Origin of the sequence: Kribbella pittospori (assembly GCF_004331465.1) — a bacterium.
In the GTDB taxonomy this organism is placed as follows: domain Bacteria; phylum Actinomycetota; class Actinomycetes; order Propionibacteriales; family Kribbellaceae; genus Kribbella; species Kribbella pittospori.
The window spans coordinates 729,779-752,861 of sequence record NZ_SJKB01000001.1 but is presented as its reverse complement, the minus strand read 5'-3'; the positions used below and the strand labels follow the sequence as shown (position 1 = coordinate 752,861).

17 protein-coding genes and 1 riboswitch are annotated in these 23,083 nt (G+C 68.6%); of the genes, 13 read left to right on the top strand and 4 right to left on the bottom strand.

The window, feature by feature from the left end; translation table 11 throughout:
• Nucleotides 1-41: 41 nt before the first annotated feature.
• From E0H73_RS03440 to E0H73_RS03400, 9 genes are all read left to right on the top strand, one after another.
• Complete coding sequence (locus E0H73_RS03440; RefSeq protein ID WP_202867183.1) at nucleotides 42-794, top strand: maleate cis-trans isomerase family protein; 753 nt, start codon at nucleotides 42-44, stop codon at nucleotides 792-794.
• 348 nt (nucleotides 795-1,142) lie between these two features.
• The gene (locus tag E0H73_RS03435) at nucleotides 1,143-2,327 is read left to right on the top strand and encodes a M24 family metallopeptidase (protein WP_202867182.1); all 1,185 of its coding nucleotides are present in this window, start codon (nucleotides 1,143-1,145) and stop codon (nucleotides 2,325-2,327) included.
• A gap of 21 nt (nucleotides 2,328-2,348) precedes the next feature.
• Nucleotides 2,349-3,554, top strand: coding sequence for an aminotransferase-like domain-containing protein (locus tag E0H73_RS03430; protein ID WP_131351039.1), 1,206 nt, complete (start codon nucleotides 2,349-2,351; stop codon nucleotides 3,552-3,554).
• A 229-nt stretch (nucleotides 3,555-3,783) separates the two neighbouring features.
• Nucleotides 3,784-3,887: riboswitch (guanidine-I (ykkC/yxkD leader) on the top strand.
• Nucleotides 3,888-3,941: 54 nt separating this feature from the next.
• Nucleotides 3,942-5,549 carry an amino acid permease gene (locus E0H73_RS03425; RefSeq protein WP_131351036.1) on the top strand — a complete coding sequence of 536 codons (1,608 nt, stop codon included), beginning with the start codon at nucleotides 3,942-3,944 and terminating at the stop codon, nucleotides 5,547-5,549.
• On the top strand, nucleotides 5,546-6,184 hold the full coding sequence (locus E0H73_RS03420) for a DUF1989 domain-containing protein (RefSeq protein ID WP_131351033.1): 639 nt from the start codon (nucleotides 5,546-5,548) through the stop codon (nucleotides 6,182-6,184). Before E0H73_RS03425 ends, E0H73_RS03420 begins: the two co-directional genes overlap by 4 nt.
• On the top strand, nucleotides 6,181-6,777 hold the full coding sequence (locus tag E0H73_RS03415; RefSeq protein WP_131351030.1) for an urea amidolyase associated protein UAAP2: 597 nt from the start codon (nucleotides 6,181-6,183) through the stop codon (nucleotides 6,775-6,777). Before E0H73_RS03420 ends, E0H73_RS03415 begins: the two co-directional genes overlap by 4 nt.
• Before the next feature lie 2 nt (nucleotides 6,778-6,779).
• Nucleotides 6,780-8,723, top strand: coding sequence for a 5-oxoprolinase/urea amidolyase family protein (locus tag E0H73_RS03410; protein ID WP_131351027.1), 1,944 nt, complete (start codon nucleotides 6,780-6,782; stop codon nucleotides 8,721-8,723).
• Nucleotides 8,720-10,321 (top strand): allophanate hydrolase, encoded by a 1,602-nt coding sequence (atzF, locus tag E0H73_RS03405; RefSeq protein ID WP_131351024.1) that lies wholly within the window; start codon nucleotides 8,720-8,722, stop codon nucleotides 10,319-10,321. The genes E0H73_RS03410 and atzF overlap by 4 nt, the downstream gene beginning before the upstream one ends.
• A gap of 11 nt (nucleotides 10,322-10,332) precedes the next feature.
• Entirely contained in the window at nucleotides 10,333-11,520 is a 1,188-nt protein-coding gene (locus E0H73_RS03400; protein ID WP_131351009.1) for a M20 family metallopeptidase, read from the top strand.
• 57 nt (nucleotides 11,521-11,577) lie between these two features.
• Here E0H73_RS03400 and E0H73_RS03395 read toward each other — a convergent pair whose 3' ends face one another.
• Nucleotides 11,578-12,837 (bottom strand): FAD-dependent monooxygenase, encoded by a 1,260-nt coding sequence (locus E0H73_RS03395; RefSeq protein ID WP_131351006.1) that lies wholly within the window; start codon nucleotides 12,835-12,837, stop codon nucleotides 11,578-11,580.
• Nucleotides 12,838-12,914: 77 nt separating this feature from the next.
• On the opposite strand from E0H73_RS03395, the gene E0H73_RS03390 reads away from it, so the two are divergent.
• Nucleotides 12,915-13,478 carry a TetR/AcrR family transcriptional regulator gene (locus E0H73_RS03390; protein ID WP_131351003.1) on the top strand — a complete coding sequence of 188 codons (564 nt, stop codon included), beginning with the start codon at nucleotides 12,915-12,917 and terminating at the stop codon, nucleotides 13,476-13,478.
• Nucleotides 13,479-13,482: 4 nt separating this feature from the next.
• Here the strand turns inward: E0H73_RS03390 and E0H73_RS47885 are convergent, their stop codons facing one another.
• Complete coding sequence (locus tag E0H73_RS47885) at nucleotides 13,483-16,827, bottom strand: FAD-binding and (Fe-S)-binding domain-containing protein (protein WP_272949108.1); 3,345 nt, start codon at nucleotides 16,825-16,827, stop codon at nucleotides 13,483-13,485.
• Between the two features lie 45 nt (nucleotides 16,828-16,872).
• On the opposite strand from E0H73_RS47885, the gene E0H73_RS03375 reads away from it, so the two are divergent.
• Together E0H73_RS03375 and E0H73_RS03370 are read left to right on the top strand one after the other, a co-directional pair.
• Nucleotides 16,873-17,601, top strand: coding sequence for a maleate cis-trans isomerase family protein (locus E0H73_RS03375; RefSeq protein WP_202867181.1), 729 nt, complete (start codon nucleotides 16,873-16,875; stop codon nucleotides 17,599-17,601).
• Nucleotides 17,598-18,245: a GntR family transcriptional regulator gene (locus E0H73_RS03370; RefSeq protein WP_131351000.1), complete on the top strand. Its 648-nt coding sequence runs from the start codon at nucleotides 17,598-17,600 to the stop codon at nucleotides 18,243-18,245. Before E0H73_RS03375 ends, E0H73_RS03370 begins: the two co-directional genes overlap by 4 nt.
• A 16-nt stretch (nucleotides 18,246-18,261) precedes the next feature.
• Here E0H73_RS03370 and E0H73_RS03365 read toward each other — a convergent pair whose 3' ends face one another.
• Entirely contained in the window at nucleotides 18,262-19,743 is a 1,482-nt protein-coding gene (locus tag E0H73_RS03365; RefSeq protein ID WP_131352505.1) for an NAD-dependent succinate-semialdehyde dehydrogenase, read from the bottom strand.
• 628 nt (nucleotides 19,744-20,371) lie between these two features.
• Here E0H73_RS03365 and E0H73_RS03360 point away from each other — a divergent pair.
• Complete coding sequence (locus tag E0H73_RS03360) at nucleotides 20,372-21,640, top strand: aspartate aminotransferase family protein (protein WP_238163779.1); 1,269 nt, start codon at nucleotides 20,372-20,374, stop codon at nucleotides 21,638-21,640.
• A 48-nt stretch (nucleotides 21,641-21,688) separates the two neighbouring features.
• On the opposite strand, the gene E0H73_RS03355 is transcribed toward E0H73_RS03360, so the two are convergent.
• Nucleotides 21,689-23,053, bottom strand: coding sequence for an MFS transporter (locus E0H73_RS03355; RefSeq protein WP_337590311.1), 1,365 nt, complete (start codon nucleotides 23,051-23,053; stop codon nucleotides 21,689-21,691).
• Nucleotides 23,054-23,083: the final 30 nt, after the last annotated feature.

Here is a 23,083-nt window from a genome sequence, read left to right as displayed (position 1 = left end):
TAGGATTGTCAACAATCCTAGGTCAGCCGCACACTGACCGCATGACCCTGCGGCCTCCCACGCACCCGCTGCCGGCGCCGGTGCCCAAGCTGCTCCAGACCGGCATCGGCGTCGTCGCGCCGTACGACTTCGCGCTCGACCGCGAACTGTGGCGCTGGGTCCCCGACGACGTCACGCTGCACTTCACCCGGACGCCGTACGCCCCGCTCGCGGCGACGGTCGAGATGGCACTGCACGTCTCCGATCCGGAACTGATCGCCCGGACCGCGGTCAACGTCCTGCCGGTCGCACCACTGGCCGTCGCGTACGCCTGCACGTTCGGCAGCTTCGTCGGCGGTCTCGCCGGTGAAGCCGCGCTCGTCGATGCGATGGTCGCGGCCGGCGCCCCGGCCGCGGTCACGACGAGCGGGGCGCTGCTGATGGCGCTGCGGCACCTGGGGATCAGCAGGATCGCCACGGTCACGCCGTACACGAACGACCTAACCGAAGGCCTGACCACCTTCCTCGCCGAAGCCGGGGTCGAGGTGGTCGCAACCGCCGGCCTAGGCCTGATCGCCCAGATCTGGGCAGTGCCATACGAAACGACCGTCGAACTAGTCCGCAGCGTCGACACCCCTGCCGCCGAGGCAGTCTTCATCAGCTGCACGAACCTCCCGACCTACGACATCATCGCCGGCCTAGAAGCCACCCTCGGCAAGCCAGTCCTCACCGCCAACCAAGTAACCATGTGGTCCGCCCTGGACCTCACCGGCCACCACCCCCAAGGCCCCGGCCAACGCCTCCTCCACACCTGACCACCCACCCCGCTCACACCCCGCCGAACACGAGCCCGCCCCCTGACCACGTACCCCACCCCCACGAGCGCGCTCACCGACCACCCCCGACCGCACACAACCGCGCTCGCTGGCCACGCACCCCGGACCACGCACCCCGGACCGGACCCTCCGCACACGACCGCGCTCACTAACCACGTACCCCGACCACACACCTCGGCCAACGCCTCCTCCACACCTGACTCTCACCCCGGACCGCGCCCCCAACCGCACACGGCGCTTGTCGGTCGCGCGCCGTGATCGCCCTTCTTTTCGCAGCTGATCTGCCGTTAGGATTGTTGACAATCTGCAACCTGTGAGGTGATGGGTGTGCCGGACCTGCTGGAGCAGGCGGTTGAGCCGGGCGAGTACGCCGGCCGGCTCCGTCGGGTTCGCGCCGCACTGGGCGAGCGAGGAATCGGCGCGCTGGTGGTGAGCGATCCGGCGAACCTCTTCTACCTGACCGGGTACGACGCCTGGTCGTTCTACACACCGCAATGCCTGCTCGTACCAGCCGACGGAGAACCACATCTGTTCGCCCGCGCGATGGACGCGGCCGGGGCGTCGTACACCTGCAATCTGCGCGACGACCAGATCCACGGCTACCCGGAGGATCTCGTCCACCGTCCCGACGTTCACCCGTACGACTGGATCGCCGGCATGGCCCGCGACCTGATCCCGGCCGGTGGGGACGTCGCAGTCGAGGCCGACGCGCACTTCTTCTCCGCCCGCGGCTACCTTGCCCTCGGCAACGGCCTGCCCGGCCACCGACTGGTCGACTCGGCCGAACTCGTGAACTGGATCCGCCTGGTCAAATCACCCCACGAACTCCGCCAGCTCAGAATCGCCGGCTCGATCGCAGAGAACGCGATGCGCATCGCCCTCGACCAACTCCAGCCGGGCAAGCGGCAGTGCGATCTGGTCGCCGAGATCCTCGCCGCGCAGGCGACCGGCACTCCCGAGCACGGCGGCGACTACCCCGCCATCGTGCCGATGCTTCCCACCGGAGACGCCGCTGGTACGCCGCACCTGACCTGGACCGACCGCCCGTTCGTGTCCGGCGAGGCGACCACGATCGAGCTGGCCGGTGTCTTCGGCCGGTACCACGCTCCCCTCGCCCGCACCGTGATGCTCGGCGATCCACCCCAGCGACTGCGCGAGACTTCCAAGATCGTCGCCGAAGGTATGCGCGCCACATTGTCGACAATCCGCGCAGGCGTCACCGGCAGCGTCGTCCACGCCGCGTTCAACGACGTGATCGCTGCGCACGGTCTGGTGAAGGACTCGCGGATCGGGTACTCGATCGGCATCGGATACCCGCCCGACTGGGGTGAGCGCACCGTCAGCCTGCGCCCCGGCGAGACCACGGTGCTCACCGCCGGCATGGCCTTCCACGTGATCCTCGGCATGTGGATGGACGGCTGGGGCTACGAACTGTCCGAACCCGTCGTGGTCACCGAAGACGGCGCCGAACGCCTGACCGGTCTCCCCCACGAACTCACGATCAGGAGGTAGCCCGTGCAAGGAAGTGATCGCGTGCCAGGAGCCGGAACCACACAACGTCTCCCGTACGCCGGACGTGTCGCCGGACTCGTCGGTTCGGTGATCGACTCGAGTACGTCGCTGCTGCACAAGCAGACCCACGACATCGTGCGGTTCGCGATGGGGTCGCCGGCCGCCGAAGCCGTACCGTCGACGATCCTCGCCGCGATCGCCGCCGAACAACTGAGCCGCCCCGACGCGTACGACTACGCGGCCACCGAGGGCGACCCGCCGCTGCACGAAGCTCTGCTCGAGATGCTTCGCGGGACCGGCGACGAGACAACCGCCGACCGGCTCACCATCACGGCCGGCGGGATGCAAGGCCTCGACCTGTTCTGCAAGATCTTCGTCGATCCCGGCGACCTGGTCGTCGTCGAATCACCGACGTACACGAACGGCAGCGCCACCGCCCTCTCGTACGGCGCCGAACTGCTGGAGGTCCCGGTCGACGACAACGGCATGATTGTCGACGATCTACCACGCCTACTAGGAGATCGTCGACCGAAGGCGATCTACACGATCCCGACGTTCCAGAACCCGTCCGGCGCGACCCTCTCCCTCGAACGACGCCACCGGCTGCTCGAGTTGGCCAGGAGCTGGGGATCGATGGTGATCGACGACGATCCGTACGGACTTCTGCGCTTCGCCGGGGATCCGTTGCCGACCCTGCGTGAGCTCGGCGCCGGTGATCCGCTCGTGTTCGCCGTACGGACGTTCTCGAAGATCATCGCGCCCGGCCTCCGGGTCGGCTGGGTCGACACCGACCCAGAACTGCAGCCGCTGCTGATCAACGCGAAGCAGGCAATGGACACCTGCACGAACCTGCCGGCCCAGCGCCTTCTCGCCGGCTTCCTGACCGGCGGGCACCTCGAGAACCACCTGGTCACCCAGCGGCTCGAGTACAAGCGGCGCAAGGACGCGATGCATTCGGCCCTGCAGGAACACTTCGGCGACATCGCCCGCTGGACCGACCCCGAGGGCGGCTTCTTCCTCTGGGTCACGCTCGAGAACGGCGTCAACACCGCCGACCTGTTCGAGCTCGCGCTCGGCGAAGGTGTCGCCTTCATCCCCGGTCCGGCGTTCTCCCCGACTGGCCGGTTCACCGACGCGCTCCGGCTGTGTTTCGCCTCCACCCCACCGGACCGCATCCACGAAGGCGTTGCCCGCCTCCGCCGCGCCGCCGACAAGTTGTTGCCCTAGGCAACCTGCTCAGCGATCCGCCGAGCCGCAACTGGAGGGCCGGTGCGCTCTCCACCGAGCCGCAACTGGAGGGCGGGTGCTCTCTCCGCCGAGCAGCCGCGACAGACGCACGTCCTCTCCGCTCCCTCACCAATCCCGGTCCCGGTGAGAGGATTCCTTTACGCCGCCGTTACACGCGAGGACGCCCGCTGAAACCGGAGCGCCCTGAACTGGAACAGACCCGCCTGAGGCGGGGCGCCCCTAGGGTTCCGCTGCCGATCGCCGGCAGGCCTGGTCCGAGAGGGGAGGCGGTGCTGCGGCGCCGCTCCACGGCGGGACAAAAGCCCGGGAGGCCTTGAAGGCCCCGGGCTGCCGTGCGCATTCCGGGCCGATCCGACGGAGACCGGAATGTCAGCCACTTCTGAAACCGATCTGACCCGCTTCGGCTACACCCAGCAGCTCTCACGCCGGGTCGGCAGCTATGCGTCGTTCGCTGCCGGCTTCTCGTTCGTGTCCATCCTCACCACCGTCTTCCAGCTGTTCGGCCTGGGATTCGGCTTCGGTGGAACGGCCTTCTTCTGGACCTGGCCCGCAGTACTGGCCGGTCAGCTCATGGTGGCGTTGTGCTTCGCCGAGCTCGCCGCCCGGTATCCGTTGTCCGGCGCGATCTACCAGTGGGCACGACGGCTCGGCGGCGCCGTCGTCGGCTGGTTCGCCGGTTGGGCGATGGTGATCGCGCAGATCATCACGCTGGCCACTGCGGCGATCGCACTCCAGGTCGTCCTGCCCGCGGTCTGGTCCGGCTTCCAGTTGGTTGGGACCGACTCCGCGCTGTCCTCGAAGGACGGCGCCACGAACGCCGTCGTCCTCGGCTGCTTGCTGCTCGCCGCGACCACACTGCTCAACGCGACCAGCGTCCGGATCACGGCAATCGTCAACTCGGTCGGGGTGACCTGTGAGCTCGTCGGCGTCGTACTGATCGTTGTTTTGTTGACAACCCGAGCCGAGCGCGGTCCGTCCGTGGTCCTGCACACGACAAACCTCGACAGCACCACCGGGTACGTCGTGCCGCTGCTGATCTCGACGTTGATGGCGGCGTACGTGCTGGTCGGCTTCGACAGCGCGGGCGAACTGTCGGAGGAGACGCACAAGCCGCGCGCGACCACACCGCGGACGATCATCCGCGCCGTCGTCGCCTCCGGGATCGGCGGCGCGTTCCTGATCATCGCCGCTCTGATGGCCGCGCCGTCGCTGACCGACGGCGATCTCGCCACCCAGGGCCTCCCCTACGTTCTGACCAGCAGCCTCGGTACGACGCCTGGCAAGCTGCTGCTCCTCGATGTCGCGCTCGCGGTATGCGTCTGCACGCTTGCGATCCAGACCGCGGCCGCCCGGATGATCTTCTCGATGGCGCGCGACAACGTCCTGCCGGCGTCGGCCCAGTTGCGTCAGGTGTCGCGTCGTACCGGCACTCCGGTGGCAGCGACGATCGTGCCCGGGGTGCTGGCCGCTGTGTGCCTGCTGGTGAACGTGGGCAACACGGGCCTGTTCCTCGGCCTCGCGAGCGTCTGCATCATGCTGCTCTACGTCGCGTATCTGATGGTGACCACGCCACTGCTCGTACGGCGGTTGACGCGCGGCGGACTGTCCGCCGGTGTGGACGAGAACGGCCGTCCGTTGTTCTCGCTCGGGCGTTTTGGTCTGATTGTCAACATTCTTGCTGTCGGCTATGGGCTCGCGATGGCGATCAACCTCGGCTGGCCGCGCGCCGAGGTCTACGACCCTGCGGGCGAGGGCTGGTACCTGCACTATCTGCCACTGCTCACGCTCGGGATCGTGGCGGTCGGTGGGCTGATCGCGTACCGGGTGCAGCGGCGGGCGTACCACGCGTCGATTGCCCCGAGTGTCGAAGGCGCCAGCGTGAAGGGCACTAGCGGCGAAGGCGCCAACGTTGAAGGCGCCAGTGCCCAAGGCACCAGCGTGGATGACACCAGCGTCGAAGGGGCTCTCGCATGAAGCACGAGATTCCCGCCGCTGCAGCCTGGTCCGCTCCAGTCAAGGCCGGACGCGCCATCACCCTGACCGCACTGGCCGACGGTGCGAACGCCTCGACACTGATCATCGGCGCCGACCGGCTCGACCGTCTGAACATCCCGGACACACTGAAGTCGCAGATGTCCGCGCGGATCCGGGCCGGCATGGTCCTCATGTCGGACCGCGGTCTCGCCCTGGCCACCGTCGTCGCCTCAGGGTCCGACTGGCACGACTGCCTGATCGGAGCCCCGCCCGACCGGTTGCTGCAACTCGAGCTGACCAAGCACGGTTTCGGCGCGGCCGACCTGCACGGCTGCGTCCACTTCTTCTCGAAGGTCGGCATCACCGACGACGCGCGAGCCTCGCTGACCTTCGATCCCGATCACGCGCGGGCCGGCGACAGCGTCACGCTGCGGGCCGAACAGGACCTGCTCGTGTTCGTCTCGACCGCCGCGCACCCGTTGTCCGCCACGGAACCCGCGCCGGTCGCCGTACACATCGAACCCGCCGTACAGACCGCAACCGCCGAGCACATCGGGACCGCCGAGCCGGGCGATCCGGAACTCCGGGCGGAAGGGGTGCGCGCACTCGAGCTGACCCGGGAGTTGATCGCATGAGCCTCGACACCGTGGTGGAACCCGGCGACGGCGCCCTGCTGACCGTACCGGCGAACGGCCGGCTGCGGATCGTCGACCTGCACGGCAACCAGGCCGTGGACACCTTGTTCTACGACGCCCACGACATCGACAACCGGTACTCCGCCTTCGACACGATCCGCGCGCAACGAGCCGTCTACCTCACCACCGGATCGCGTCTGCTCTCGACGAGGGCCGACGAGCTCGCGGTGATCACCGACGACACCTGCGGCCGGCACGACACCGTCGGCGGCGCGTGCTCCCAGGAGAGCAACGTCATCCGGTACGGCGTACACACCCGTCACCAGCACGCGTGCCGACAAACCTTCCTCACCTACGGCGCACCGGCTGGCATCGGCCAACGGCAACTCACCCACAACGTCAACTTCTTCATGAATGTCCCGGTCACTTCCGCGGGCGACCTGAGGTTCGACGACGGCCTGTCGGCACCCGGCCGGTACGTCGAACTGACCGCGAGCCGGGATCTCCTGGTCCTGATCAGCAATTGTCCGCAGGTCAACAATCCGTGCAACGGCTGGAACCCGACCCCGGTCCAGTTGCTGGGTTGGTGGTGACGGTGGCCGTCCTCACCGTGGTCGCCCCAGGAGTGCAGACGACCGTTCAGGATCTGGCCGGGCGGCTGGGGCTGTGGGACGTCGGCGTACCCCCGTCAGGAGCGGCCGACGAACTCAGCTTCGCCCTGGTGAATGCCGCCGTCGGCAACCCCAGCAGTGCGGCCGGACTCGAGTGTGTGCTCACCGGACCTGCCCTGACCTGCGACGAGGATCGGCTCATCTGCGTCGGCGGCGCTGTCCACAATGCGACGATCGACGGTTGGCGCGTTCGCCCCGGCCTGGTCGTGCGGCTGCCGGCCGGATCCGTCCTCGATCTCGGGCCGCTCGATGGACCGGGCACGCGCGGGTATCTGGCGATCGAGGGTGGCCTGGACGTGCCGCTCGTACTCGGTAGCCGCGCGACCTTCGTGCTGGGCGGGTTCGGCGGGCACGAAGGCAGACCACTCGCGGCCGGCGACCAACTCCCCCTCGGGCGCCGGGAGAACCTGCTCAGCCCCCAGTCGGTCGAGCCGCCGGTGATGTCGGACAGCTGGCAGGTCCGGGTCATCCCCGGACCGCACGGCGCGCCGGATCATCTGACCGCGGACGGGGTCGATGCGTTCTTTGCCAGCAATTGGATTGTCGACCATCGATCCGATCGCACCGGGATCAGACTGACCGGCCCGATGCCGGGCTGGGCTCGGACGGACGGCGGTGAGGCTGGGCTGCACCCGTCGAACGTGCACGACTCCGCCTACCCCGTCGGCGGCATCATGCTCTCCGGCGACACCCCGGTGATTGTCGGCAAGGACGGGCCGTCGCTCGGCGGTTTCGTCGTACCGGCAGTGGTGATCGAGGCGGACCGGTGGATGCTCGGGCAACTACGAGCCGGGGACACCGTCCAGCTGGTCCCGGTGACGGTGGAGACAGCAGCCGAGGCGATCGAGGAACGACGGGCGTGGCTGTCGGACCTCCGGCAGGAACCCGCACCACGCGCCGCGATCGCAGCCGGTCCGGCGCGGCCCGACGTACTCCATCGGTCCGACGGCACACCGCCGTACACGATCCGCTGTGCAGGCGAACGACATCTCCTGGTCGAGGCCGGGCCGACCGAACTCGACCTCACCGTCCGGGTCTGGATCCACCTCCTCGCCCAAGCCTTGCGAGCCAACCGACCGGACGGCGTGACGGAGATGGTCGAAGGTGTGCGCTCACTCCTGATCGCGGTGGACTCCGCCCGGCTCGGGTTGGTGGAGGTGGCCGAGCGGCTCGCGTTCCTGGCGACCGGTCTGGCGGACCCGGAGACTGTGGTGCTGCCCGCCCGCGAGGTGACGTTGCCGATAGCGTTCGACCACCCGGAAGCCCACGAAGCGATGCGCCGGTACGCGACCTCAGTCCGGCCCGACGCTCCTTGGTGCCCGGACAACGTCGAGTTCATCCGACGTGTCAACGATCTGCAGCACCGGGACGAGGTGTTCGAGATCGTCCGGGCCGCGACGTACCTGGTCGTCGGTCTGGGTGACGTCTACCTCGGTGCGCCGGTCGCCGTACCGATCGATCCACGGCACCGGCTCGTGACCACGAAGTACAACCCCGCCCGGACCTGGACGCCGCAGAACGCGGTCGGGATCGGGGGGATCTATCTGTGTGTGTACGGGATGGAGGGCCCGGGTGGGTACCAGTTGGTCGGACGGACCGTCCCGGTCTGGCGGCTCTCCCCTGGCGACGAGCAGCCGTGGTTGCTGAGACAGTTCGACCTGATCAGATTCACGCCGGTGAGCGCTGAGGAACTTGCTCACGATCGGGCCGAGATCAAAGCCGGACGGGCGGACCTCCGGGTCAGCCCGGCCACGTTCTCGATCGCCGACGTACGCCGGATCGAACAGGAGGCACCGGTGGACATCGCGACCGTACGAGCCAAACGACGCGCCGCCTTCGAGGCCGAGCGGGCACGGTGGGGAGCATGAACGAGTGGATCAGCCGGGTCGACCCGGTCGAGCCGGCGCCCGGTCCGTTGCACGGGCTCACGATGGCTCTCAAGGACAACATCGATCTGGCGGGCGTGCCGACCACGGCCGGCGATCCGCGCAACTCACGCCCCGCGGCGCGCAATGCCTTCGTGGTCGATCGGCTGCTCGAGGCCGGCGCCGTCCCGCTCGGGAAGACGAATCTGGACCAGTACGCGACCGGACTGGTCGGGACCCGATCGCCGTACGGCGCTTGTCACTCGGTCTTCTCCTCTGAGCATGTCTCGGGCGGCTCGAGCTCGGGCAGCGCGGTCGCGGTCGCTAGTGGACAGGTCGACTTCGCGCTCGGCACCGACACGGCCGGCAGCGGTCGGGTGCCGGCCGCCTTCAATCGGATTGTCGGCATTAAACCGTCGCGCGGTCTCGTCTCGGCCCGAGGCGTCGTACCCGCCTGCCGGTCGCTCGATTGCGTGACGGTGATGGCCCGCTCGGTCGAGACCGCTCGCCAGGCCTTCGACGTGATGGTCGCCTTCGACCCGGACGATGCGTGGTCGCGGCGGCGGTCGGCGCTTCCGCATCGCCGGCGAGGTCGCCGGGCGGGAAGCACACCCGTCATAGGCGTACCTGATGCCGCTCTGGAGCTCGATCCGCTGCACGAGCAGGCGTGGCAGCAGACACTCGATGAGGCGCATCGTTTCGGCGACGTGGTGAAGGTGGATGTGCAGCCGCTGCTCGCGACTGCCGAGCTGCTGTACTCGGGGCCGTGGCTGGCCGAGCGCTGGCTGGCGTTCGGGGACAAGCTGGACGATTCGCCCGCGGTCGACCCCACTGTGCGGACGATCGTCCGAGGTGGCGCGGCTCTGACGGCTGCCGAGGCGTTCGCAGGCTTCGATCGACTGGCCACGCTGGCACGTGCGAGCGAACATCTGTGGACCCAGCTCGACGCGCTCCTGCTGCCGGTGACGCCCGAGCATCCGACTCTGGCCGACGTGGCCGCGGATCCGATCGGCGTGAACAGCCGGCTCGGGCGCTTCACGAACATGGTCAACCTGCTCGATCTCTGCGCCATCGCGTTCCCGGGACCGGATCGGGCGGATGGTCTGCCCTTCGGGATTCAGCTGCTGGCCCCGGCTGGTCACGACTACGAGTTGATCGACCTGGCGGCTGTCTGGTGTGGTGAGCCTGTGCCGGAGCGCCCGGATCCGGAGGCCGACGTACTGCTCGCGGTCGCGGGCGCTCACTTGTCCGGCCAGCCACTGAACGATCAGCTGGTACGCCGTGGTGGTCGGCTCGAATTCGCGGCGCGGACCGCGTCGTCGTACCGGATGTATCTGGTCGACGGACCGCGCCCGGGACTGACGCCGACGGTCTCGGGAGCGGACGGCCCGGGGATCGAGGTGGAGGTGTGGAGCTTGCCGGCGGCCGAACTCGGTGGTTTCTTGTCGACAATCGACGCGCCGCTCGCGATCGGGCCTGTGGAGTTGTCGGACGGGCGGCGGGTTCTCGGGTTCGTGTGCACGGCCGACGCTGCGGACGTGGGGCGTGACATCACGTCGTACGGAGGATGGCGCGCGTACCTGGCCGCGAGGTCCGACTAGGGTTGGTCGGCATGAGCGTGACGCCCGCTGAGCAGGCAGTGCTGGATCGGATCGACGAGGACTTGCTGGTGCGGGTCACCTCCGACCTGGTGCGCGCGACCGGCCAGAACCCACCGGGTGAGGAGGCCGCGACTGTCGCCGTACTCGCCGCGGCCGGACGGGAGCTCGGGCTCGACGTGGTGACCTCGCCCGTCGAGCCAGGCCGCGACAACGTCGGCATCACGCTTGCCGGAGGCAACGGTCCCGGGCTGTTGCTGCTCGGGCACACGGACGTCGTACCGATCGGCGACGGCTGGACGACAGATCCATTCGGCGGCGAGGTGCGGGACGGCCGGATCTATGGCCGTGGCGCGTCCGACATGAAGGGCGGTCTGGCCGCTGCGCTCGTCGCCCTCGCCGCTTTGCGCGGTACCGAGCTGAGTGGTCCGGTCGAGCTCGCGGCCGTGGTCGACGAGGAGGAGACGGGCAAGGGGATTCGCGCGTACGTCGCCTCCGCGGGTGGAGGGTCCCGATCCTTCCTCGGCTGTATCACCGCGGAACCGACCGATCTGCAGACAATCATCGCGGCCCGCGGCGACTCGTACCTGCGGGTCGCGATCCACGGGCGCGCCTGCCACGCGGGCAACCCCGACGACGGCGCGAACGCTATCTACGGCGCCGCCGCGGTCGTCGCCGAGATCGAACGCCTGCACGCCGAACTCGCCGCCGCACCTCATCCGCTACTCGGTCCAGCAACGTGGAGTGTTGGCCAGATCAACGGCGGGACCGGCGGCTCCATAGTCCCGGCCGAGTGCGTGATCGTCGCCGATCGCCGCCTGCTGCCGGGCGAATCGCCGGCCACTGTTCTCGACGACCTCCGGACCCGGGTCGCGGCCTTGGATCTGAAGTCGCGCGGTCTCACCGTCGACCTCGACATGCCGATGGAGATGCCCGCCTTCGAAACCGCGGCCGACGACGCGCTGGTCGTTGCGACCGAGGCTGCCCGACTCGACGCCGGCGGTCCCGCGCTCCCACTCGCCGGCTGGACGGCTGCTTGCGATGGTGGGTACGTCGCCCGCGACCTCGACGTACCCGTGGTCGTACTCGGGCCAGGCTCGGTCACCACCGAGGCCCACCGCGCCGACGAGTCAGTCCCCGTCGCCGAGCTCATCACCGCGGCGCGCACCTACGCCCTCACCGCACTCCGCCTGCTCAGTTAGACATTGTCAACAATCCGACGACTCGACGCGGTCGTCGGGCTAGCCGGTCCGCGTTCCTCACTCCACCCCACTGCCGAGGACGCCTCCGGAGTTGACCTGGCTTCCCGATGCGGTGGCGTCCGGCGGGTAATCGTCGACAATCATGGAGTTGTACACGCGTGCGCTCTTGGTGGTGAGCCGGAGGAGCGCGCGGCTAGGCCCCGCAGGCAGAGCCGAGATCAATCGGGAGCCGTGGGCGAGTCCTGTCACGCCGAGCCGCGACGTTGGGATCAGAGTCTTGGCTGCGCTCAGCCCGACCGCGCGGCTCCCGCGCACGTGTTCGGCCATCGCCCGCTCGTAGGCAGGGAAGGCACGCTCGTGGTCGCCGCCCGCCCGAGCCAGCTCCCCGGCGAGGACGTACGCGCCGACGACGGCCAGGGTGGTGCTGCCTCCGACCGCCGGGCCAGGGCAGTACGCCGCATCGCCGACGAGCGTCACCATCCCGCGCGACCAGGTGTCCATGTGGAGCTGAGTGATCGAGTCGAAGTAGAACGCCGGCGTACGGTCGAGCTCGTCAAGCCACCGGTCCACCTCGGGGTGCATGCCGTCGAAAGCATCGCGCAGCAACTCCTTCTGCCGAGGTACGTCGCGGTGGTGGTACTCGAGCTCGCCCTCGCTCCGGAACAGGAACAACGCCCGCGCATCGCCGAGGTGCGGCGCGCCGTACATGCCGACCGTGCGGCCGATGCCGACGTGGATGAGGAGTTCGTGGTCGAGGCCGGCCGTGTTGGGCAGATTCAGGACCCCGAGGTAGGCACCGATGTATGAGCTGAACTGGGACTCGTCGCCGAAGACGAGGCGCCGCACGTTGGAGTGCAGGCCGTCCGCGCCGACGACGAGGTCGAAGCGGCGTGGCGCGGAGTTCTCGAATCGAACTTCGCCGTCGGGCGAGATCTCGGTGATCGAGTCGCCGAAGAGATACTCGACGTCGTTGCAGGCGGCGTCGTAGTAGATCTCGCTGAGGTCATCGCGCATCACCTCGACGTGTCGCTCGGAGGCGGCGCTGAAGATCTTCGCGAGGTTCACCCGGACGGGCCGCCGTACGCCCTCCCGATAGAGAGTCATCCGGTTCGTGCCGGTGGCCCGCTCCTCGACGCGAGGGAGCACGCCCATCTTCTCCGAGATGTCCATCGCGGGCCGGAACAGGTCGACCGCGTGGCCGCCGGTCTTGCGCAGCACCGGCGAGCGTTCGACGACGGTGACGGAGAAGCCGTTCCTAGTAAGCCAGTACGCGAGTACCGGACCGGCGACGCTGGCGCCGGAGATCAGAATCCGCATGAGATGCCTCCCTTACTTAACGGTCGGTAAGCTTAGCATGGTTACTTACCTATCGTTAAGTCAGATAGTCTGGCGGAATGCCTCGTCCCACGGACACCAAGCAGCGGATCCAGGAGGTCGCCCGCGAGCTCTTCGCCCAGAAGGGCGTGCAGCGGACCAGCCTGCAGGAGATCGCCGACCGGCTCGCCATCACGAAGCCGGCGCTGTACTACCACTTCGCCTCCCGCGAGGAACTGGTCCGCAGCATCGTGCAGCCGATCATCGACGAGGAAGAGGCATTCCTGGTGGCTCAGGAGGCGCTCGGCGAGGTCGAGCCCCGCGCCCTGCTGGAGGGGTACTTCGACTTCCACTACCGCAACCGCCGAGAGATCGTCCTCATGCTCAGCGAACTGACCACACTCGCCGACCTAGGCCTGATCGACCTCGTCCTGGAGTGGCGCGGACGACTGGGCAAGCTGCTCCACGGCCCCAACCCCACCCTGGAACAGGCCGCCCGAGCCGTAATCGCCTTCGGCGGCATCCAGGACTGCACCATCCAATTCGCCAATGTCCCCCAAGCCGAACTCCGCCAAGCAGCCGTAGACGGCGCCCTAGCAGCCCTAAACCTCAAGCCGCCACGCAAACCCACACGAAAGGCATAACCGCTCAGCTGTTGGTTGGCTGGGGTAGGGCGGCGGCTAGGAGTTGGGCGAGGTGGTGGGGGTGGCGGGGGGTGCCGTGGGTTATTTGCGTACGGCAGCTGAAGCCGTCGGCTAGCACGGCGGTTGCCTCGGGCAAGGAGCGTACGGCGGGGAGGAGGACGCGCTCGCCGATCGCCTTCGAGACGGCGTAGTGGTCGCGTTCGAAGCCGAAGTTGCCGGCCAACCCACAGCAACCCGAGTCGGGGATGGTGGCGTCGATCCCGGCCGCGGCCATCAGGCGACGGTCGGCGTCGAAGCCGAGCGCGGCGTGCTGGTGGCAGTGCGTCTGCACCAACGCTTCTCCCCCGACCTGCGGCGGTTCCCAGCCGGACTCGACGAGTAGCTCGGCGAACGTGCGGGTCGCCTTCGCTGCCTGGTCGGCAAGAGGATTGTCGGCAATCAGATCCGGTGCGTCGTGGCGGAGTGCCGCCGTACAGCTCGGTTCGAGACCGACGATCGGTGTACCGGCGGCGAGGTGCGGCTCGAGGGTCTTGAGTGATCGGGTCAGCACGCGTCGGGCCTTCTTCAGTTGGCCGGTCGAGATCCAGGTCAGCCCACAACACACCGGCTTGTCCGGCAGCACCACCTCGAACCCAGCCGCCTCCAGCACCTCAACCGCGGCACGCCCGATCTCCGGCGCGAGGTAGTTCGTGAATGTGTCCGGCCACAGCACAACCTGTTGTCCACCGGTCGACAATCCCCCGGCGCGCTTGGCGAACCAGCTCGTGAAGGTCTCCGAAGCGAACGGAGGCACAGCGCGCTCGGCCGCGATCCCACCCAGCTTTTTCACCAGACGGAGGCCGGCGACCTTGTTGGCCAGCGCAGGCACCGGCGAGGCGAGTCGTGCCCAGAGTGGGAGCCAGCCCATCGACCAGTGCGACATCGGTCGCGCCCACGGACGGCGCGCATAGTGATGCTGGGTGAACTCGGCCTTGTATGTCGCCATGTCAACGTTCACCGGACAATCGGACAGACATCCCTTGCAGGACAGGCAAAGGTCGAGACCGTCGCGTACCTCCGTCGACCGCCATCCGTCCGTGATCACATCGCCCTGCAGCATCTCCCACAGCAGATGCGCGCGGCCGCGAGTCGAGTGCAGTTCATCCTTGGTGACCTGATAGCTCGGGCACATCACTCCGCCCGAACTCTGCCGACACTTGCCGATCCCGACGCAACGGCGCTGCGCCTGGGCGAAGTCGTTGTCGTCATCCGGGTACGCGAAGATTGTCAACAATCTGCGGTCCTTCGCCGGACCGTCATGCCGGAACGCCAGGTCCAGCGGCGGCGGGTCGACAATCATCCCGGGGTTCATCACTCGCGTCGGGTCCCAGATCTCCTTGAGTTCCGCGAACAGTCGCACACCGTCGGCGCCGTACATTCGGCTGAGCAGCTCACCTCGCGCCCGCCCGTCACCATGCTCGCCGGACACCGAACCGCCGAGCTCGACCACGAGGTCCGTAGCCTGTTCCACGAACTCCCGGTACGTCGCGAGGCCGCGCGCACTGAGCAGGTCGAAGTCGATCCGCATGTGCATGCAGCCCTCACCGAAATGCCCGTACGACGCTCCGGACAATCCGTGCCGTCCCATCAGCTCGTCAAGGCCGCGGAGGTAGTCCCCCAACCTCTCCGGCGGTACGGCGGCGTCCTCCCAACCACCCCAGGCCTCAGCCCCATCAGCCCGCCGCGTCGCCAGCCCCGCAGCATCAGTCCGGCACCGCCACAACACAGCCTGCGCCCCAGGCTCAGTAACCAACGAAGCCGTCGGCCACCGACCACGCCCTCCGCCCGCCAAAGACGAGCCCGCCACGTCGACTCTCCCGCTCTCGCCAACGCTCCCGTCTCCGGCGCGGGCGCTGAAGCTGCCGCTGGCCCTCTCGCTCTCGTCCTCGCTGCCGCTTCCGCCGATGCTGGCGCTTGCGTTGGCGTTGACGCTGCTGCTGGCACTAGAGGTGGCGCTGCCCCTCCCGCTCCCACCAGCGGTGCCGACGCCGCCGGTGGTGGGACTGGAGTTGCCGCTGCTGCTGGCGCTCGAGGTGGCGCCGCCCCTCCCGCTCCCACCAGCGGTGCCGACGCCGCCGGTGGTGGGACTGGGGTTGCCGCTGCTGGCGTCGGGACTGCCGCTGCCTCCTCCGTCGCTGCTGCCGCTCCCGCTCCCCCCACCGCTCCCGTTGGCGTCGGCGCCCAGGCTGGGGCCGGTGCTGGGTGGGGTTGTGGTTGTTGATGCGGAGTGGCGGAGGTCTTCGAGCATGGTTTGGGCGGCGGTGGTGGCGGCGTGTTCGTCTTCGCCGCCCATTTCGATCAGGAGCCAGGCGTTGCCCTCCGGTAGACCGGCGCGTACGGCGGCATCGCGGACCTCTCGCGGTAGGCGTTCGACCAGGTCGCTGTTGATGGACTCCATCGTGAGCGGGCCGTGCCGCAGCACGATCGGCACGCAGTCGGCCGAACTGATCGAGTCAGCGAACCCGAGCACACACAGAACCTTTGCCTTCGGCAACTCGGTCAACGCCACAGTCGCCCGCAACGTCGCCGCGAGCCCACCTTCACTCCCGGTCAACAATCCGGCCACGTTGTACCCGTACTCCGGCAGCAGCCGATGCAACGCGTACCCCGAGATCTGCCGAGTGAACTGCCCGAACCGCCGCCGGATCAGCAGCTCATTCCGATCGACAAACCCCTGCAGCGCCCGATGCAGCTCACCCTCCCGCCCCGGCCGCGCCGCACATTCCTCGCGGTCCGCAGTGGAATCCACCGTCATCCGCGTCCCGTCAGCAAGCACGACATCCAGCGAGCGCAGATTGTCAGCAGTCGTCCCCCACGCCACCGAATGCGCACCACACGCATTGTTGGCAATCATCCCGCCCAACGTCGCCCGGCTCCCCGACGACGGATCCGCCCCGAAGGCCAGCCCGTACGGCTTGGCCGCAGCCAGCAGATCCGTCAGTACGACGCCCGGCTCAACCACCGCGGTCCGCGTCTCCGGATCGATCTCCAGAATGCGATTGACGTGACGAGACGCATCGATCACCACCCCGCCGATCGCGTTGCCCGCCATCGACGTACCGCCGCCACGCACCACCACCGGAGCGCCGGCCGCCGCAGTGAGCGCCACCGCCGTCGCCAGGTCCTCGGCATCCGCGGGTACGACGACCAGGTCCGGGACAGCGCGGTAGTTCGAGCCGTCGGCGGCGTACAACGCCCGGGTCCGCCGGTCATCCGCGACCACACCGCGCAGTTCCCGACGCAACCCGGCCACCAACCGCGGGACATCGTACGCGACATTTCCGGTGCCGGAGCTTTCACGCGTTAGCATTGTCGACAATCTACCTATTGCGACGCGGGTCAGCCAGGAGGTCGAATGGTCACGGTGGGGCTGCTCTATCCCGGGCACAGCGCGGAGGACGACTACCCGGCGCTCGAGGCGCGGCTCGACGGTGCGGTCCGGCTGCCGATCGTGATCACATCGGTGGGCGAGGACGCGCATCGGGTCGACGCCCTGCTCGATCTCGGCCGCGCCGAGCGGCTCGCCGAAGGCGCCTCCGAGCTCGCGGCCGAGGAGCCCGACGCCGTGATGTGGGCGTGTACGTCGGGCAGTTTCGTCTTCGGCCCCGAGGGCGCCCGCAACCAAGCGTCCGGCGTCGCCCAGGCGATCGGCGTGCCTGCATCGTCCACCTCGATCGCGTTCGTGGACGCGTGCCGGGCTCTCGGCGTACGGCGGGTCGCGGTGGCGGCATCGTACCCGGAGGACGTGGCACAGCACTTCGTCCGGTTTCTGACCGGCGGCGGGGTCGAGGTGGTGTCGATGGGCAGCCACGGAATCATCACCGCGGCCGAGGTCGGGACCCTCGCGCCGGACCAGGTGATCGCGATGGTGAAGGCCGCTGACCACCCGGACGCCGAGGCGATCCTGGTGCCGGACACTGCCATGCACACGCTGGAGATTGTCGACGATCTGGAGACCGCGGTCGGCAAGCCGGTCCTGACGGCGAACCAGGTGACGGTCTGGAAGGGACTCGACTTGCTCGGCCAGGTACCTTCTCTGCCAGGTCTGGGAAGTTTGTTTGCCTCAAGGGGGACGGAAGTGTGACCAGTTACATCGAGCCGCTGGCCCAGGAGTCGACGCCGAGCATCATCGCCGACAAGCTGCGCAAGGCCATCGGCCACGGGGAGCTCAAGCCGGGCACGCAGCTCGGCGAGGCGGACCTCGCGCGCAAGCTCGGCGTCAGTCGCGGACCTCTGCGGGAGGGCATGCAGCGGCTGACGCAGGAAGGGCTGCTGGTCGCGATCCGCAACCGCGGGTTGTTCGTGGTCGACATGACCGCGGACGACGTCCAGGACATGTACCTGGCCCGCGAGGCGATCGAGCGCGCCGCCGCCCGCAAGATCATGCTGGGCGACCACAAGGCCGCCGGTGAGCAACTGCTCACCATCGTCCACGACATGGCCGCCGCGGAGGGCGACCCGGCAGCCGTCGGCGAGATCGACATCGCCTTCCACGAACGCCTGGTCGAACTGGCCGGCAGCCCTCGGCTGTCCCGGATGCACCGGACGTACATCACCGAGACCCGCATGTGCATCCACGCCCTCGAGGAGACCTACACGACGTCGGAGGTTCGCGTCGGCGAGCACCAGCGCCTGGCCGAAGCCATCCTCAACGGCGACGGTCTGCATGCCGACGATCTGCTGGTCGCCCACATGGACGACGCCATCGCTCGCCTCACGTCGCGGTAGGTTCGCTCGTTCGCGATCAGGGCATCGCGATGCCGATGTACTTCGTCTCGAGGAACTCCTCGATGCCGATGGAGCCGCCCTCCCGACCGAGACCGGATTGTTTGACGCCACCGAACGGGGCGGCGGGGTTGGACACCACGCCCTGATTGAGGCCGACCATGCCGGTCTCGAGGGACTCGGCGATGCGGAGCGCGCGGCGGAGGTCGTTGGTGAAGACGTACGCGACCAGGCCGTACTCCGTGTCGTTCGCGGCCGCCAGCGCCTCGTCTTCTGTCGTGAACGGCGTCAGCGGTGCGACCGGGCCGAAGATCTCTTGGTCCGCCATCGCAGCATCGCGGGGTACGCCGGTGAGGACGGTCGGCGGATAGAAGTAGCCGTTGCCCGGGGCAACCTCTCCGCCGGTGAGGACGGTGGCACCGCGGTCGACGGCGTCGGCGACCAGCGACTGGACCTTGGTGAGACCGGCCTCGTCGATCAGCGGGCCGACCTTGACGTCGGTTTCGGTACCGCGACCGACCGTCAGCGCGGACATCTTCGCCGCGAGACGGCGCCCGAACTCGTCGATCAAGGAGGCGTGTACGAAGATCCGGTTGGCTGCCGTACAGGCCTCTCCCATGTTGCGCATCTTGGCTGCGATCGCGCCGTCGACGGCCTCGTCCAGGTCCGCGTCCTCGAACACGAGGAACGGCGCGTTGCCGCCGAGCTCGAGAGACGTCCGCAGAACCTTCTCGGCGCCCTGCTCCAGCAGGATTCGCCCGACGCGCGTGGAGCCGGTGAACGACAGTTTGCGAGCCAGACCGGAGCGGATCAGCGGCTCCATCACGCCGCCCGCGTCCATCGCGGTGACGCAGTTGACTGCGCCCGCCGGTACGCCGGCCTCCGCGAGGATCCCCATCAGCGCGAGCATCGACAGCGGCGTCTGGTGCGCGGGTTTGATCACACTCGTGCAGCCGGCCGCGATCGCCGGGCCGAGCTTGCGGGTGCCCATCGCCATCGGGAAGTTCCACGGGGTGATCAGTAGGCAGGGGCCGACCGGTTGCTTCGTGATCAGGAAGCGCGCGTTGCCGGCCGGCGCGGTTTGGTACCCGCCATCGATGCGAAGCGCCTCGCCCGCGAAGTGCCTGAAGAACTCGGCGGCGTACGCGATCTCGCCGCGCGCCTCCGCGAGCGGCTTGCCCATCTCGAGCGTCATCAGCAACGCCAGATCGTCAACACGCTCCATCAGCAGCTCGTACGCCGCTGTCAGCATGTCGGCTCGTTCACGGGGTGATGTCTTGGCGAACGCCGGCTGCGCTGCGACGGCCGCCTCGAGGGCGGCCCGTCCGTCGGCCGGTGTCGCATCGGCCACCGCGCAGAGCACGTCGCCCGTCGACGGGTCGACCACGTCGAACGTCGTACCGCCCTCGGCGTCCTCCCACTTGCCGTCGATGAACAGTCGCTTCTCAACCGCCTCGACAACTCTGACCTCGTCCCGAGAAACATCCCGCCCGGCACCCATCACGCCACCCCCATCCCGCTCAACAACCAACGCTTCGCCCGCGCCCAGCCCAGCAACCACCGCGCGGATCTCGTCCTGCCCAGCACCGAGTTCCAGGGCCTCATCCCGCCCGGCAGCCACCGTTCCGCCTCCGCCCTGCTCTCGCCGAGCCCGGCCCCCACCACCCCGGCCGCGCCTCGCCCAGCAACCACCGCCCTGGTCTCGTGCTGCGCGCCACCTGCCGCCCCGGCCCCACCCAGCGCGACGCCAACCGCCCCAGGCCCGCGCCTCGCGACACCCACCGCCCTGGGCTCACGCCGTGCTGCACCGCCAGCCGCGGCACCCACCACCCCGGACTCACGTCGCGCGACCCCTACCGCCCCGGACTCGCCCCGCCCGGCACTTACCGCCCCAGCCCCGCGCCGTGCGGCCCCCACCACTCCGGCCTCGCGCCGGGCGATACCAACCACCGCGGTGCCGTCCTGACCGGCATGCACTGCCCCGGGCTGGTGCCGCTCGGCACCTGCTGCCCGGGTCGGATACCGGTCGGCGTTTGTTGGGTTGGTTGGGTTTTGCTCGGTCATTTGCACCCCTTCACCGGCCTCGACAGCTGAGATACGCTGATTGTCGACAATCTACCAGTCGACAAGTGGAGGGGAAGTCCGTGGCCGAGCTCTCGCAGATCCTGAAACAGGCGACCGGAGTCGTCGCCGCCCGCGGTGAGGGCGTGCTGCTGTTCGACGAGGACGACCGCCGGTATCTCGACTTCACGGCCGGCATCGGCGTGACCTCGACCGGGCACTGCCATCCCCGTGTGGTCGCGGCTGCCCAGGAGCAGGTCGGCAAGATCATCCACGCGCAGTACACGACCGTGATGCACCGGCCGCTGCTGACGCTGGTCGACCGCCTCGGCGAGGTCCTCCCCCAGCACCTCGACCGGATGTTCTTCGCGAACTCCGGCAGCGAGGCGATCGAAGCCGCACTACGCCTGAGCCGACAGGCGACCGGACGGCCGAACGTGATCGTGTTCCACGGCGGCTTCCACGGTCGGACCGTCGCAGCGGCATCGATGACGACGTCCGGGACGAAGTTCCGTTCCGGCTTCAGTCCCCTGATGGCCGGCGTACACGTCTCGCCGTTCCCGGACCCGGGCCACTTCGGCTGGCCGGTCGAGCAGGCGACGGACTTCGCGCTGAGCCAGCTCGACTATGTCCTCCAGACCTTGAGTACGCCCGCCGACACCGCTGCGTTCTTCGTCGAACCGGTGCTCGGCGAGGGCGGCTACGTCCCAGCGAACGAACGGTTCTTCGCCGGCCTGCGAGAACGCGCCGACGAGCACGGGATCCTGCTGGTTGTCGACGAAGTACAGACCGGCTTCGGACGCACCGGGAAGTTCTGGGGCGGCGACCACTTCGGTTCGCAGCCCGACATCCTGGTCACAGCGAAGGGGCTTGCGTCGGGCTTCCCGCTGTCGGGCATCGCCGCCTCGTCGGCGTTGATGGAGAAGGCGTGGCCCGGCTCGCAGGGCGGGACGTACGGCGCGAACGCGGTGGCGTGCGCGGCGGCGGTGGCGACACTCGACGTGATCCAGGACGAGGGCTTGGTGCAGAACTCGGCCGAGCGCGGCGCTCAGCTCAAGCAGGCTCTGCAAATGGTGGCGGATAAGCACGAGCAGATCACCGACGTCCGTGGGCTTGGACTGATGGTCGGCAACGAGTTCCGTGACGCAAACGGCAAACCCGACCCTGTCACGGCAGCCGCCGTACAGCAGGAGGCCGCCCGCCGTGGCCTGCTCCTGCTGACCTGCGGCGCCTGGAGCCAGGTGGTCCGCTTCATCCCCGCCCTCGTCGTCACCCCAGACGCGATCGACGAAGCCGCCAGCATCTGGTCCGACGCAGTCTCCGCCATCACCACCTGATCCCACCTGGAGCAGGCGAGCGGGAGGTCGTTGACCGACGAGCCGGCGTCAGGCGCGGTAGGCGGGAAAGTCGCGCAACGTGCGGATCGGCGTGGCCAACGGGAGCGCGCGGGTGCAGGCGAACAGGACAGCCAGCGCCCACATGGCGGCTCGGATTCCAAAGGCGGTCGCCAACGCTCCGGCGGTCACCGCACCGAGCGGACCTGTGCCGAAAACGAGGAACCGCGAGCTCGCTGTGACCCGGCCGAGCAGCTGAACGGGCACGTAGCTACCCCGGAACGTGGCGGTGATGACGTTCGAGACTGTGGAGCCGGTCAGCACCACGAGGGATCCGGCCGCGAACAGCGACAGACGCCAACCGGAACCGGCCGCCGGAAGGAGCAGGATGAACGGCGCGATCGCGAGATTCGCTACCAGGTAGGCGCGCGCGTTGCCGAAGCGCCGCACGATCCGCGACGCGAACACGGCGCCGAGGATGCCGCCGACGCTGCTCGCACCGATCACCAGTCCCACGGTGCCCGGACTGGCGCCCTCTGTCCGCACCAGGTAGACAATCCGCAGCGCGGTTACGCCCATCATGGCGAAGTTGCCCATCGCCGCCATCGCGGTCATGGCCACCAGGAAACTCTCGCGCCGGATGAACCCGAAACCCTCGGCGATCTGACGGAACACGCCCAGATCACCGACCCGGTCTCGCCGAGCCTCGGGCCCAACTCGCAGTAGGGCCAAGCAGACCGCCGAGACCAGGAACGTCAGCGCGTCGATGAGGACCCCGCAGACCGCGCCGGCCACTTGCGCCAATAGGCCTCCGAGGCCCGGACCGGCGAGCTCGGCCGCCGACGCGCTGGTCTGCAGTTTGGAGTTGCCCTCTAGCAGATCCTCGGGGGCGAGCAGATGGGGCAGAAAGGCGTTGTACGCCAGGTCGAAGAACACCTTGGCGATACCGGCGAGCAGCGCGGCCGCCAGCAGCATGCCCATGGTGAGTACTCCGGTCCACGCCGCGATCGGGACTCCGGCCAGCACCACCGCAGACACGAGATCGGCGGCCAGCAAGACGCGTCGACGCGACCACCGGTCGACCCACGCCCCAGCCGGAAGTCCGATGACCAGAAACGGCACCCAGTTCGCGGCCGTCAGCAGCGCCACCATGCTGGTGCCGGCGTGCAACGTGGTCACCGCCACGAGGGCAGGGCCACAGTCGTGATCGCCGAGCCGAATCCGCTGGTTGACTCGCCGACCCAGAACAAGCCGAAATTCCTCGTCCGCAGCAGACCACCAACCGGCCCACGTCCTGGCCCGGGCGTGCGCTGGTGCGTGGCAACGGTCTCGGCGTTCATGCGGCCGTCTCTCTTCCGGCTCCACGGATTGTCGGCAACGATTTCGATCGAGCAGGCAAGTTACTACGACCGTCATCAAACTTGCGACCGATTTTCGGCGTCGGAC

Excerpts from the sequence above, each read along its gene's own strand:
- E0H73_RS03365 (WP_131352505.1), bottom strand. The coding sequence starts at position 19,743 with ATGGGTGCCGGGCGGGATGTTTCTCGGGACGAGGTCAGAGTTGTCGAG.
- E0H73_RS03415 (WP_131351030.1), top strand. The coding sequence starts at position 6,181 with ATGAGCCTCGACACCGTGGTGGAACCCGGCGACGGCGCCCTGCTGACC.
- E0H73_RS03375 (WP_202867181.1), top strand. The coding sequence starts at position 16,873 with ATGGTCACGGTGGGGCTGCTCTATCCCGGGCACAGCGCGGAGGACGAC.
- E0H73_RS47885 (WP_272949108.1), bottom strand. The coding sequence starts at position 16,827 with ATGCTAACGCGTGAAAGCTCCGGCACCGGAAATGTCGCGTACGATGTC.
- atzF (WP_131351024.1), top strand. The coding sequence starts at position 8,720 with ATGAACGAGTGGATCAGCCGGGTCGACCCGGTCGAGCCGGCGCCCGGT.
- E0H73_RS03440 (WP_202867183.1), top strand. The coding sequence starts at position 42 with ATGACCCTGCGGCCTCCCACGCACCCGCTGCCGGCGCCGGTGCCCAAG.
- E0H73_RS03390 (WP_131351003.1), top strand. The coding sequence starts at position 12,915 with ATGCCTCGTCCCACGGACACCAAGCAGCGGATCCAGGAGGTCGCCCGC.
- E0H73_RS03355 (WP_337590311.1), bottom strand. The coding sequence starts at position 23,053 with ATGACGGTCGTAGTAACTTGCCTGCTCGATCGAAATCGTTGCCGACAA.
- E0H73_RS03425 (WP_131351036.1), top strand. The coding sequence starts at position 3,942 with ATGTCAGCCACTTCTGAAACCGATCTGACCCGCTTCGGCTACACCCAG.
- E0H73_RS03395 (WP_131351006.1), bottom strand. The coding sequence starts at position 12,837 with ATGCGGATTCTGATCTCCGGCGCCAGCGTCGCCGGTCCGGTACTCGCG.
- E0H73_RS03400 (WP_131351009.1), top strand. The coding sequence starts at position 10,333 with ATGAGCGTGACGCCCGCTGAGCAGGCAGTGCTGGATCGGATCGACGAG.
- E0H73_RS03420 (WP_131351033.1), top strand. The coding sequence starts at position 5,546 with ATGAAGCACGAGATTCCCGCCGCTGCAGCCTGGTCCGCTCCAGTCAAG.